Source organism: Cobetia sp. Dlab-2-AX (assembly GCF_024124625.1).
In the GTDB taxonomy this organism is placed as follows: Bacteria; Pseudomonadota; Gammaproteobacteria; order Pseudomonadales; family Halomonadaceae; genus Cobetia.
This window is the reverse complement of sequence record NZ_JAMXRV010000007.1, coordinates 95,728-109,241: the sequence shown is the minus strand read 5'-3', so window position 1 is coordinate 109,241 and position 13,514 is coordinate 95,728. Positions and strand designations below refer to the sequence as shown.

The window sequence follows — 13,514 nt, the reverse complement described above, 5'->3', positions numbered from 1 at the left end:
CATTGCTGGGGCATTATAAGTAGCGGGTTCAGGTGCGGCCAGCGTTGAACCCTGACTTGCGCGCCTGTTGTGTTATTCTGGGAAACATAATGTAACATCCTGGAATGATAGAGGGTGTCGCGGCAACGTCGTCAGGGAACCGGCGGCCAGCCAGTCTGGCAAGATCGTCATCAGAGCAGGGGAACGCCAATTGCTGGGACTCAAATCCGCCGGCAAGGGACTCATCGGGGTCGATATCACGTCGGCCACGGTGAAGCTCCTGGAGCTGTCCAGGCAAGGAAATCGATACCAGATCGATAGCTATGCGGTGCGTCCACTCAAGGAAGGCGCAGTCGTGGAGCGACGGATACGGGACATGGACGAGGTCGTGCTCGCCATCAAGCGCGCGGTCGAGCAGGCACAGCCGCGCTCGAAGCGGGCCGTGGTCGCGGTTCCCGCGAGTGCTGCCATCACCAAGACACTGAGCTTCCCGGCCAACCTCGCCGATGATGAGATCGAGCAGCGCATCGCGCTCGAGTCCGAGAAGCACTTTCCCTTTCCGCTGAACGATGTCGCGTTCGACTTCCAGCATCTGGGCGTCAATCCGCGCAATCCCGATCAGCAGGATCTGCTGCTGGTGGCGTGTCGCAGCCTGGATGTCGATCAGCTGACCTCGGCACTCTCCCAGGCCGGCCTCGAGCCGGCTGCCGTCGATGTCGAGACCTTCTCCCTTGAGCGCGCCTTCGGCGAGCTGCGTCATCAGTTGCCGCCGACCTACGACAACGAAGAGTGCGTTGCCGTCGTCGATATCGGCGCGACGATGACCGCCTTCCACGTCATCCAGAATGGCCGCATCGTCTACAGTCGCGACGCCGTCTTCGGGGGGCGTCAGCTGACGGACGAGATCATGAATCGCTTCGATCTCTCCAATGATGAGGCGGGTCTGGCCAAGAAGCGGGGCGGTCTGCCGGATACCTATGACAGCGAAGTGCTGGGTCCGTTCCGCGAGACGCTCATCCAGCAGATCGCACGCTCACTGCAGCTCTATTACACCGCTGGCAAGCGCCGCGAGGTTCAGCGCATCCTGCTCGGGGGCGGTACGGCCGCCATCGCCGGGCTGCGTGAAGGCCTGGCGGAGCACACCGGGCTTGAAGTGATCATGGCCAACCCATTCACTCACATGAGCGTCAATCCGCGCGTCGACATCCAGGCGCTGGCGGGCGATGCCCCGGCGATGCTCACGGCCTGCGGTCTTGCGATGAGGAAGCGCTCATGACCATCGAGATCAACCTGCTTTCCTGGCGTGAAGACCGGCGTGAGAAGCGCAGCAAGCGCTTCATGGGCATACTTGCGCTAGCGGCTGTCGTCGGCATCGGTGGCGGCTATGGCATGAGTGAGTATTACCAGAGTCAGCTCGAGGCGCAGCAGCAGCGCCATGCCTTCATCGGGAAGGAAATGGCCCGCCTCAATCGTGATATCAAGGAAGTCGAGGACATCGAGGCACGACGCACCCAGATGCTCGACCAGATAGAGCTGATCCGAAGTCTGCAGTTCTCGCGTCCGGAAACGGTTCGGATCTTCAATCAGCTGGTGACGTCTCTGGTGGACGGTGCCTGGTATCAGAGCATCAGTCGCAGCGGGCGCCAGCTCAAGGCGAATGGCACGGCGGAAAGCACGCGTCAGGTTTCCGGCCTGATGCGCGCCATTGCCCTGTCGGATTCCTTCGGCACCCCGACGCTCTCCGATGTGCAGAGCAATGACGACGATCAGCGCAGCTTCAATATCATGATTCCGGAGCGCCCGATGGGGTCTGCGCTGAACGCTTCCGATGCGGTAAATGACAAGAAAGGAGGTCGGCGATGAGTTTCATCGATGCTGAGATCCGCCGCCTCAAGTCGACGGATTTTCGTGATCTTGACCTGAAGGAAGCCGGCATCTGGCCGGTCACGCTGCAGGCCGTGCTGGCGCTCATCGTGCTGGGCGCCCTGTTCTGGGCATCCCACTGGTTCCTTGCGGCGCCCAAGGCAGAAGATCTCGAGCGTCTGCGTGCCCAGGAAAGTCAGTTGCTCCAGCAGTTCGAGAGCAAGGCGTTCAAGGCCGCCAACCTGCCGGCCATGCGCGAGCAGATGGTGGAGCTGGAGTCCCGCATGGGCCAGCTGCTGGAAATGCTACCCACCGACGCGGAAGTCCCGGCGCTGCTGGATGACATCAGCGAGACGGCGATCAACAACCAGCTGGCGGTCGAGTACATCCGTCTGAAGCCGGCGGAGAATCGCAACTTCTACGTCGAGCAACCTTTCGATATCAAGGTGCGCGGCGACTATCATCGTATCGCCGCCTTCATTTCCGGTGTCGCGGGGCTTTCACGCATCGTGACGCTGCATGATTTCGTGCTGACGCCGGTCGCCAACAGCGATGACCTCGAGCTGTCGCTGCTGGCCAAGACCTACAATTATCGTCAGACCCCGGCAACATCAGGAGGCAAGCAATGAGCCTGATGACACGTCGAAATACCGTGATGGGAACTGTGTTGCTGGTCACTCTGCTGGCGGGTTGTGGAGACCCGCAGCTGGGCGCGCTGGAAGGGGAGCTCGAGTCATTGAGAGGGCGTCCTTCCGGCAAGGTGCAGGAGTTGCCGCCGCAACCCGAGTATCATCCCGTCACCTATGACATGGCGGATGCACGCAGTCCTTTCCAGTCACGCCTGCCGGAGCCCGAAGAGGAGCTGACGGCCGTCGACAACGGTGTGCGACCGGACCTCGATCGCCCTCGTGAACCACTGGAAGCCTGGCCGATGGAACAGCTCAGTATGGTCGGGACGCTGGATGTCGATGGCGCGCGCTCGGCATTGATTCTGACGCCGGAGCAGGAAGTCCAGCGTGTGCGGGTCGGCAACCATATGGGCAGCAACTTCGGCAGGATCACCCGTATCGGTGATACGCAGATCGATATGGTGGAAATCGTACCCAATGGTCAGGGCGGTTGGATAGAGCGGTCTCGCGCCATGGCGCTGAAAGAGCCCATGTCGACAGGTGGTTGAGATCACTGGCGTTGGCAGTAGCCATATTGTCACGGAAGACGAACGGTCGACCCGCAAGAGTTGACGACCGACACCATAACGCTTCGATAAGAATAAGGCGCGATCAGCCCGACGGTTGAACGGAGCCACGGCGAGACAGGGGACTAGGGAACATGACGCGATTGCAACGAATGAGTCTGCTGGGGCTGGCGGCAGTCGGAAGTCTGATGGCAAATGTGGCGATGGCCGCGTCATCGCTGCAGGACCTCAACTTCACCGCCCTCGGAGGCGACCGTATGGAGCTCAAGCTCGACTTCGTCGGCGGAGTGCCGGAGGTCAAGGGCTACCGTATCGAGACGCCGCCGCGCATCACCATCGACCTCCTGGATACCAGCAGTCAGCTCGACAAGCGTCGCTTCGATCTGGGGCTCAGCGGCGTGGACGAGCTGGTGGCGCTGGAGGCCGGCTCGCGCACGCGTCTGGTCATGAAGCTCAACCAGTCCAAGCCGTACGTCACGCGCACCGAGGGCAACAGCCTCTACGTCATCGTCGGCGAGCAGGGCGGTGCGCCGGGCGCTCAGCCTGCGACTGCCTCCCAAGCGAACGCCGCCAGCGTACCGCCGGACAACCGTGCCCTGGAAGTGGCAAGCGAGCCGGCCGTCAGTGGCATCGATTTCCGTCGTGGCACGGATGGTGAAGGCCGCGTCGTGATCAACTTCAATCGCTCCAATGTCGAGTCACGTGTCACCGAGCGCGGGCGCAAGATCTACGTCGACATCAAGGGCGTGAAGCTGCCGCCGGAGATGAATCAGGTGCTGGATGTCGGCGATTTCGCCACGCCGGTGACCCGTATCGATCCGCAGCGTACCCGTGATGGTGTGCGTATGGTGGTGGACGCCAGTGGCTACTACACCCAGCTGGCCACCCAGGCAGGCAACGAGCTGGTGCTCGAGGTCAAACCGCTGACGCGTGAAGAGCAGGCGGAGCGCATCAAGGACAAGTTCCCCTACACCGGCAAGAAGATCTCGCTCAACTTCCAGAACATCGAAGTGCGCTCCGTGCTGCAGATCATCGCTGACTTTACGGGGCTCAATCTGGTCGCCAGTGACAACGTCACCGGCAACGTGACCCTGAACCTGAAGGAAGTGCCTTGGGATCAGGCGCTGGATCTGGTGCTCAAGTCCAACGGTCTGGCCAGTCGTCGCATGGGCAACGTGCTGATGGTCGCACCGGCCGAAGAGCTGGCGGCACTCGAGCGCAAGGAGCTCGAGGCGAATCAGCAGGTCAAGGAACTGGCGCCGATGACCACCGAATACATCCAGGTGCGTTATGCCAAGGCGGCGGACCTGGCGGCGTTGCTGCGCGGTGAAGGCGGTATCGGTCTGCTGTCCGAGCGGGGCCGCGTGATGGTCGATGAGCGCACCAATACCATGCTGATCCAGGACACCCGCGATACGCTCGAGTCCATTCGCGGCACGCTGGAATACCTCGATATCCCGGTGCGTCAGGTGCAGATCGAAGCGCGCATCGTCATTGCGCGCAGCAGCGTCTCCAGCGAGATCGGTGTCAATTGGGGGCTTTCCAACAGCAGCAACGGCAAGTTCGGCCTGGAAGGCGCGTCTACCGGTACGACCAGCAACGGTGGTCTAAGCGTAGATCTGGGGGATGATAGCAGTCCGGGAAGCACCTTCAGCTTCGGTTACCTGTCCGGCGATATCCTGCTGGACCTGGAGCTCTCGGCGCTGGAAAGCGAAGGCAAGAGTCAGACCATTTCCCAGCCCAAGATCATCACCGCCAACCAGAAGAAGGCCGTCATCAAGCAGGGTCAGGAAATTCCCTACGAGGAGGCGACCTCCAGCGGCGCGACCAACATCGAGTTCAAGGAAGCGGTGCTGGCATTGGAAGTGACGCCGCAGATCACGCCTGATAACCGCATCATCATGGATCTGTTGATCAACAATGACGATGTCTCCGATGACAGCTTCAATGGCGAACCGGCCATCGATACCAATGAAATCGAGACGCAGGTGCTGGTCAATGATGGCGAAACCGTGGTGCTGGGTGGCATTCTGACCTCCGAGCAGATTCGCAGCGTCTTCAAGACGCCCTTCCTCGGAGACCTGCCGGTGATCGGGAATCTGTTCCGCTATACCGAAGAGTCCAACGAGAAGGTAGAATTGCTGGTATTCATTACCCCGAAGATCATCGAGGACGGCCTGGCGGTGCGCTGATGCATGTGATTCCCAACGTATTCCTTGTCGGCCCCATGGGGGCCGGCAAGAGCACTATCGGCCGCCTGCTGGCGGCCGACTTGCATCGTGAATTTCGCGATAGCGACCATGTGATTGAAGACCGCTGCGGAGCCAGCATTCCGTGGATTTTCGACGTCGAGGGCGAGTCCGGCTTTCGTGAGCGTGAGCAGGCTGTCATCGATGAGCTGACCTCGCTCAGGGAGGTCGTGATGGCCACCGGTGGTGGCGCCATCATGGCGGAGGTCAATCGGCGCGTACTGCGCGAACGCGGCACTGTCGTGTATCTCTACGCGCCGGTCGAGCAGCAGCTCAAGCGAGCCGGCCGTGATCGCAATCGTCCGCTGTTGCAGCAGGATGACCCCGGGCGGGTGCTCAAGCGGCTGTTCGAGTTGCGTGACCCGCTCTACCGCGAGACGGCCGATATCATCGTGCGTACCGATCGGCGCAGTCCTCGGGCGGTCACCAACGAGATCCGTCGCCGCATCAAGGCGCTGGCGGACCCGCTGCACGCCCCTGGCTAGTCTCATCAGCGGCTGGTGGCCCTGGTGGGCATCAGTCGCTGTCATCTGTTTCGCCCAAGGAGAATTCTGATGTCCCTGGCACCTGCTCATCGTCTTGATGTCGCGCTCGGCGAGCGTAGTTACCCCATTCATATCGGGCCGGGCCTGACCGCACGTGGTGATCTGATTCGTGAGCACCTTGCGGGGCGTCAGGTGATGATCGTCACCAACACCGTGGTGGCACCGCTGTATCTGGACGCACTGAAGGCCTCGTTGGGCGAGGGGCTCGATATCCGCGAGGTCATCCTCGACGACGGTGAGCAGACCAAGCACATGGCCAGCATCGGCCTGATCTGGGATGCCCTGCTCGAGGCCGGCTTCAATCGCCGCTGCACCTTGATCGCCCTTGGTGGCGGTGTGATCGGTGACATGACCGGCTTCGCGGCGGCCTGCTATCAGCGGGGCGCGGCCTTCATCCAGGTGCCGACCACGCTGCTGTCGCAGGTGGATTCCTCGGTGGGCGGCAAGACCGGCGTCAATCATCCGCGTGGCAAGAACATGCTGGGCGCCTTCTGGCAGCCGCGTCTGGTGCTGATCGATACCGCGAGTCTCAAGACATTGCCGCAGCGTGAGCTGTCGGCGGGCATGGCCGAGGTCATCAAGTATGGTCTGCTGTGGGATGAAAGCTTCCTGAGCTGGCTGGAAGACAACATGACGGCCTTGATGGCGCTGGACGAGACCCTGCTCGGTGAAGCCATTCGCCGCAGCTGTGCCATCAAGGCGGATGTCGTGGCGCAGGACGAGACCGAGCAGGGTGTGCGTGCGCTGCTCAATCTGGGCCACACTTTCGGGCATGCCATCGAGACGGATCAGGGCTATGGCGCCTGGCTGCACGGTGAAGCCGTCGGCACCGGCATGCTGATGGCGGCTGAGCTTTCGGCGCGCATGGGCTGGCTGTCGAGTGCGGATGTGGAGCGTGTCTCGCACATCATCGCCAAGGCAGGCTTGCCGCTGGCGGCTCCGGAAGACATGGGCGTCGAGGACTTCCTCAAGCACATGCAGCTGGACAAGAAGAATGTCGATGGCCGTCTGCGCCTGATCCTGCTTGAGCGCATCGGCCGCGCGGTGATCAGCGAAGAGGCGCCTGCTGGCGTGCTGGCCGACATGCTGGAGCACTGGCCGCGCAGCTCTCGCTGATATCGACACCGGCGCTCTGGCCAGCCATTGGTCGATTCACGGGCGCCGACGATCATGCAAGCCGTCACCTTCGGGTGGCGGCTTTTCTTTTGGCGGCTGGCTTTTCTCTGGCGGCTGTCAGCGCGTCGTGATGAGCGAATGGCTCGCAGCGGGGAGCGTATCGAGGTGCGTGATTCCTGAATTGGTATGCCGTATGCGCAATCGGTATGGGGTGATGCGAATAAGAACGCTGTTTTTTATTTAACCAATACTAAAGTTGCAAGGCGAAATTCATGAGGCATGTCTACCTGCTAAGCGCTTGAGCCTACAGGGTTTTTTGGTTGAAGGTTCTTCTAACCTTCGGTTTTGTCAGGTTTTTTTGGTCGATGGGCGACCTGTGGAGAATTGCGCAGGCGGGAAGCTGGGGGATATGCTCGAGGGAAATCTGGCGTCGTGTAGCGACACTGATGGCGCCACTATCGGCAGGTATAAAAATAAAGATAACCGATAACTATAACCGGGAAAATGCTTGAAAAAAAGCATCTGGACACATGATTTCTCCGTGAGGCACGCCCCATGAACAAAGGTCTCCACCATCCGGGAGAGTTCCGCGACAACTGCGGCTTCGGTCTGATCGCCCATATGGAAGGGCAGGCGAGCCACGAACTGCTGCAGACAGCCATTGAATCCCTGACCTGCATGACCCACCGTGGCGGGATTGCCGCTGACGGCAAGACCGGCGATGGCTGTGGCCTGCTGCTCAAGATGCCGGACGGCTTCATGCGCCAGATCGCTCGAGAAACCCTCGGGCTGGAACTTGGCGCCCGCTATGCCGTCGGTACGCTTTTCCTGCCCGACGATGACGCGCGTGAACAGTCCGCGCGTGACGCCTTCGAGTCGGCGCTGATCGCGCGCAATCTCGAGGTGCTGGGCTGGCGCGACATGCCGGTAGATGACAGCGTGTGCGGCCCGATGGCCCGCGACTGCCTGCCGCGCATCCGTCAGGTCTTCGTCGGCGCCGCCGACGAGCGCACCGACATCGCCTTCAATGTCGATCTGTTCATGGCGCGTCGTCATGCCGAGCAGGCGCTGAAGAGTGAAGAGGACTTCTACGTCTGCTCGCTCTCCGGCAAGGTCATCTCCTTCAAGGGCCTGGTGATGCCGGAAGATCTTCCGCGCTTCTACAAGGACCTGGGCGACCCGCGCCTCGAGACAGCGATCTGTGTCTTCCACCAGCGCTTCTCGACCAACACCGCGCCGCGCTGGCCGCTGGCCCAGCCGTTCCGCTTCCTCGCCCACAACGGCGAGATCAACACCATCGAGGCCAACCGCGGCTGGGCCAACGCGCGCAAGGAGAACTTCGTCTCCGAGCAGCTGCCCGAGATCGCCGAGCTGGACGAGATCGTCAACACTGTCGGCTCCGACTCCTCCAGCATGGACAACATGCTGGAAGTCCTGCTCACCGGTGGCATGGATATCTATCGCGCCATCCGCATGATGGTGCCGCCGGCGTGGCAGAACGTCGAGCAGATGGACTCCGATCTGCGTGCCTTCTACGAATACAACTCCATGCACATGGAGGCCTGGGACGGCCCGGCGGGCATCGTGCTCACCGACGGTCGCCACGCCGTGTGCATGCTGGACCGCAACGGCCTGCGTCCGGCGCGTTGGGTCATCACGCGCAATGGTTTCATCACCCTGGCCTCCGAGATCGGCACCTACGATTACAAGCCGGAAGATGTCGTCGCCAAGGGGCGCGTCGGGCCGGGTCAGGTGCTGGGTGTCGATACCGAGACCGGTGAGGTGCTGCACACCGATCAGGTCAGCGAGCGCCTCAAGGGCGCGCATCCCTACAAGCGCTGGCTGCGTGAGAACGCCAACTATCTCGAGTCTGCACTGACCGAGCTGGCGCGCTTCCAGCCGATGGATGCCGATCAGCTGGACGTCTACCAGAAGATGTTCCAGGTCAGCTTCGAGGAGCGCGATCAGCTGCTGCGCCCGCTGGCCGAGAGTGGTCAGGAGGCGGTCGGCTCGATGGGCGATGACACGCCGATGGCCGTGCTGTCGCGCCAGAACCGCGTGCTGACCGACTACTTCCGTCAGAAGTTCGCCCAGGTCACCAATCCGCCGATCGATCCGCTGCGCGAAGCGATCGTGATGTCGCTGGAGACCTGCTGTGGTGCTGAGCTCAACATCTTCGACGCGACGCCGGAACACGCGCATCGCCTGATCCTGACCACGCCGGTGCTGTCACCGCGCAAGTTCAATGCGCTGGTCAATCACGAAGATCCGGCCTTCACCTCGCAGACGCTCAAGCTGCACTACGATCCTGCGCAGGACTCCCTCAGGCAGGCGCTCAAGGGCCTCTGTCAGCAGGCCGAGGAAGCGGCGCACAATGGCAAGGTGATCCTGGTACTCAGCGACTGTGGCTTGAAGAAGGGGCAGCTGCCGATCCATGCCGCACTGGCGACCGGCGCCATCCATCATCACCTCGGTGCGCTGGCCCTGCGCCCGCGCGTCAACCTGGTGATCGAGACCGGCTATGCGCGTGACGCGCACCAGATGGCAGTGCTGTTCGGGGTCGGCGCTACGGCGGTCTACCCGTACCTTGCCTATCAGGTGATGGCTGACATGCATCGCACCGGCGAGTTGTCCGGCAACCCGGCTGATGCCCGCGAGAACTACCGCAAGGGCATGCAGAAGGGCCTCTACAAGATCCTGTCCAAGATGGGCATCTCGCACATCGGCTCCTACCGTGGCTCGCAGCTGTTCGAGGCGGTCGGCCTCAACAGTGAAGTCATGGACATGTGCTTCACCGGCATGGCCTCGCGCATCGAAGGCGCCGGCTTTGCCGAGCTTCAGTTCCAGCAGGAACTGCTGGCCCGTGAAGCCTGGCTGCCGCGCAAGCGCATCAAGCAGGGCGGGCTGGTCAAGTACGTGCATGGCGGTGAATACCACGCCTACAACCCGGATGTGGTGGTGAAGCTGCAGCAGGCTGTGCAGCAGGGTGACTACGGCAAGTGGAAGGAATTTGCGCGCCTGGTCAACGAGCGTCCGGTGGCGACCATTCGTGACCTGCTGACCCTCAAGCCGGTCGCCGAGCCGCTGCCGATCGAGGAAGTCGAGTCCGTCGAGTCCCTGTTGCCGCGCTTCGACAGCGCCGGCATGTCGCTTGGTGCCCTGTCTCCCGAGGCACATGAAGCGCTGGCCCAGGCCATGAACGAGGCCGGTGGGCGCTCCAACTCCGGTGAGGGCGGTGAGGACCCGGCGCGTTACGGCACCGTACGCTCCTCCAAGATCAAGCAGATCGCCTCCGGTCGCTTCGGTGTCACACCGGCGTATCTGGTCAATGCCGAGGTACTGCAGATCAAGGTCGCCCAGGGCGCCAAGCCCGGTGAAGGCGGTCAGCTGCCTGGCGGCAAGGTCAACGACCTGATCGCACGTCTGCGCTACGCCGTGCCGGGGGTGACACTGATCTCGCCGCCGCCGCACCACGATATCTATTCCATCGAGGATCTGGCGCAGCTGATCTTCGATCTCAAGCAGGTCAATCCGTCGGCGCAGGTCTCGGTCAAGCTGGTCTCCGAGCCGGGGATCGGCACCATCGCCACCGGGGTCGCCAAGGCGTACGCCGACCTGATCACCGTCTCCGGCTATGACGGTGGCACCGCGGCCAGCCCGATCACCTCGATCAAGCACGCCGGTTCCCCGTGGGAGCTGGGGCTGCCCGAGGTGCATCAGGCGCTGCGCATCAACCAGCTGCGCCACAAGATCCGTCTGCAGACGGATGGCGGCCTCAAGACCGGCCTCGATGTGGTCAAGGCCGCGATCCTGGGCGCCGAGAGCTTCGGTTTCGGCACCGCGCCGATGGTCGCGTTGGGCTGCAAGTACCTGCGTATCTGTCACCTGAACAACTGTGCCACCGGTGTCGCGACCCAGCACCAGGCGCTGCGTGACGAGCATTTCCGCGGCACCGTCGAGATGGTCAAGCATTACTTCCGCTTCATCGCCGAGGAAGTGCGTGAGCTGATGGCGCTGCTGGGCGTGCGTCAGATCACCGACCTGATCGGTCGTACCGATCTGCTCGAAGTGCTGGAAGGCGAGACCAACGCGCAGCGTCGTCTCGACCTCATGCCGTTGCTGGGCAATGACTTCGTGCCCAAGGACGCGCCGCAGTTCTGCCAGGTCAGCCGCAACGAGCCGCATGATCCCGGTGCCAAGAACCTCGAGATGCTGGCCGCGATGGAATCGGCGATCGACAGCCGCAGCGGTGGCGAGTTCAGCTTCCATGTCACCAACTGCGATCGCTCGGTGGGCGCGCGTGTCTCGGGGGAAATCGCCAAGCGCTATGGCGAGGCCGGGCTGGCAGGCTCACCGCTCAAGGTCAGCCTGACCGGTGTGGCCGGTCAGAGCTTCGGTGTCTGGAACGCGAATGGACTCGAGATGCATCTGGAAGGCGACGCCAACGACTATGTCGGCAAGGGCATGAACGGCGGCAAGCTGACCATCGTGCCGCCGCGTGGTTCGCGCTTCGAGAGCCACAAGACCGCCATCATCGGCAACACCTGCCTGTACGGCGCGACCGGCGGGCGGCTGTATGCCGCGGGTACCGCCGGCGAGCGCTTCGGGGTGCGCAACTCCGGTGCGCACGCCGTGATCGAAGGTGCGGGTGACCACTGTTGTGAGTACATGACCGGCGGTCTGGTGTGCGTGCTGGGCGAGACAGGCGTCAACTTCGGCGCGGGCATGACGGGCGGCTTCGCCTACGTGCTGGACGAGAATCGCGACTTCGTCGACAAGTACAACCACGAGCTGGTGGAAATCCACCGCATCAATACCGAAGCCATGGAGGCCTATCGTCGCCACCTGCGCGAAGTCATCGAGGAATATGTGGCAGAGACCGGCTCCGAGCGCGGGCGCGACATCCTGCGCGATTTCCCTGACTTCGTGCGTCACTTCTGGTTGGTCAAGCCGAAGGCGGCAAGCCTCAACGGCCTGCTGGACCAGTCACGGCGTCAGCCGGAGTGATCGCACCCCTCACCCCAGCATGCCTCGGGTGAGGGCCCGCACCGCGACGGTGCCCGGATTTTGAGAGAGGATTCATCATGGCCAATCAGCTCGCCAACGACTTCCAGTTCATCGATGTGGGTCGTCAGGACCCGCAGAAGAAAGATGCTCGCGTACGCGCACGTGAGTTCAACGAGATCTATGCCGAGTTCAAGCCGGTAGAAGCCGCCAGCCAGGCACATCGCTGCCTGGGCTGTGGCAACCCCTACTGTGAGTGGAAGTGCCCGGTACACAACTACATTCCCAACTGGCTGAAGCTGGTCTCCGAGGGCAACATCCTTGAGGCCGCCGAGCTTTCGCACCAGACCAATTCGCTGCCGGAAGTCTGTGGTCGCGTCTGTCCGCAGGACCGTCTCTGCGAGGGCGACTGCACCCTGAACGATGGCTTCGGTGCCGTCACAATCGGCTCGGTGGAGAAGTACATCACCGACACCGCCTTCGCCATGGGCTGGCGCCCCGACATGTCCAAGGTCAGCTGGACCGACAAGCGCGTCGCCATCATCGGTGCAGGTCCGGCGGGTCTCGGTGCTGCCGATATTCTGGTGCGCAATGGCGTGCGTCCGGTGATCTATGATCGCCATCCGGAAATCGGCGGCCTGCTGACCTTCGGTATCCCGGAGTTCAAGCTCGAGAAGGGCGTGATGACGCGTCGCCGCGAGATCTTCGAAGAGATGGGCATGGAGTTCCGTCTCAACGTCGAGGTCGGGCGTGATGTGACCTTCGATGCGCTGCTCGAGGAATACGATGCCGTCTTCCTGGGCATGGGTACCTACAACGCCATGAGTGGCGGCTTCCCGGGTGAGGATCTGCCGGGCGTGCACAAGGCGCTCGACTTCCTGATCGCCAACGTCAATCACTGCCTGGGCTTCGAGAAGGACCCGGCGGATTACGTCTCCATGGAAGGCAAGAAGGTCGTGGTGCTCGGCGGTGGTGATACCGCGATGGACTGCAACCGCACCTCCATCCGTCAGGGCGCGGAAAGCGTGACCTGTGCCTACCGGCGTGACGAGACCAACATGCCGGGGTCACGCCGTGAGGTGACCAATGCTCGCGAAGAGGGCGTCGATTTCCTCTTCAACCGTCAGCCGGTGGCAGTGGTCGGCGATGGCAAGGTCGAAGGCGTCAAGGTCGTGCGCACCCGTCTGGGTGAGCCGGATGCCAATGGTCGTCAGCGTCCGGAAGTGGTGCCGGGCTCTGAAGAGATTCTGCCGGCGGATGCCGTGGTCGTGGCCTTCGGCTTCCAGGCAAGCCCTGCGCCGTGGTTCGCCGACTTCGACATCGCCGTCGATGAGCGTGGCCGCATCGCGACCAGCGCCGAGCGTCATGCCTTCCAGACCACCAACGCCAAGGTGTTCGCTGGCGGTGACATGGTGCGCGGCTCCGATCTGGTGGTGACCGCCATCGATGAAGGTCGCCGTGCCGCTGAAGGGATTCTTGATTTCCTGGAAGTGTAAAGGTCATCTGGCGTCACGCATCAGGCCCGCCACGGCGGGTCTGATGCGTTATGGCGGGTGCATCGGA

The 13,514-nt window shown here is 62.3% G+C and carries 9 protein-coding genes; all 9 read left to right on the top strand.

Annotated elements, in window-relative coordinates; all coding sequences use genetic code 11:
• Positions 1–190 precede the first annotated feature (190 nt).
• The 9 genes from pilM (at position 191) to NH396_RS12635 (ending at position 13,447) form a co-directional block, all read left to right on the top strand.
• The gene (pilM, locus tag NH396_RS12675) at positions 191–1,255 is read left to right on the top strand and encodes a type IV pilus assembly protein PilM (RefSeq protein WP_175089640.1); all 1,065 of its coding nucleotides are present in this window, start codon (positions 191–193) and stop codon (positions 1,253–1,255) included.
• The gene (locus NH396_RS12670; protein WP_253064134.1) at positions 1,252–1,842 is read left to right on the top strand and encodes a PilN domain-containing protein; all 591 of its coding nucleotides are present in this window, start codon (positions 1,252–1,254) and stop codon (positions 1,840–1,842) included. Before pilM ends, NH396_RS12670 begins: the two co-directional genes overlap by 4 nt.
• A complete protein-coding gene (locus tag NH396_RS12665) occupies positions 1,839–2,471 on the top strand; it encodes a type 4a pilus biogenesis protein PilO (RefSeq protein WP_043332958.1) in 633 nt (210 codons plus the stop codon). Before NH396_RS12670 ends, NH396_RS12665 begins: the two co-directional genes overlap by 4 nt.
• Positions 2,468–3,019, top strand: coding sequence for a pilus assembly protein PilP (locus tag NH396_RS12660; RefSeq protein ID WP_253064132.1), 552 nt, complete (start codon positions 2,468–2,470; stop codon positions 3,017–3,019). Before NH396_RS12665 ends, NH396_RS12660 begins: the two co-directional genes overlap by 4 nt.
• 152 nt (positions 3,020–3,171) lie before the next feature.
• Positions 3,172–5,229 carry a type IV pilus secretin PilQ gene (locus NH396_RS12655; RefSeq protein ID WP_176678014.1) on the top strand — a complete coding sequence of 686 codons (2,058 nt, stop codon included), beginning with the start codon at positions 3,172–3,174 and terminating at the stop codon, positions 5,227–5,229.
• Positions 5,229–5,771, top strand: a complete 543-nt coding sequence (gene aroK, locus NH396_RS12650) for a shikimate kinase AroK (RefSeq protein ID WP_253064130.1) — start codon at positions 5,229–5,231, stop codon at positions 5,769–5,771. The genes NH396_RS12655 and aroK overlap by 1 nt, the downstream gene beginning before the upstream one ends.
• Before the next feature lie 69 nt (positions 5,772–5,840).
• A complete protein-coding gene (gene aroB / locus NH396_RS12645) occupies positions 5,841–6,947 on the top strand; it encodes a 3-dehydroquinate synthase (protein WP_253064128.1) in 1,107 nt (368 codons plus the stop codon).
• A 555-nt stretch (positions 6,948–7,502) separates the two neighbouring features.
• Entirely contained in the window at positions 7,503–11,954 is a 4,452-nt protein-coding gene (gene gltB, locus NH396_RS12640) for a glutamate synthase large subunit (RefSeq protein WP_253064126.1), read from the top strand.
• Between the two features lie 77 nt (positions 11,955–12,031).
• Positions 12,032–13,447, top strand: a complete 1,416-nt coding sequence (locus tag NH396_RS12635) for an FAD-dependent oxidoreductase (protein ID WP_253064125.1) — start codon at positions 12,032–12,034, stop codon at positions 13,445–13,447.
• Positions 13,448–13,514 lie beyond the last annotated feature (67 nt).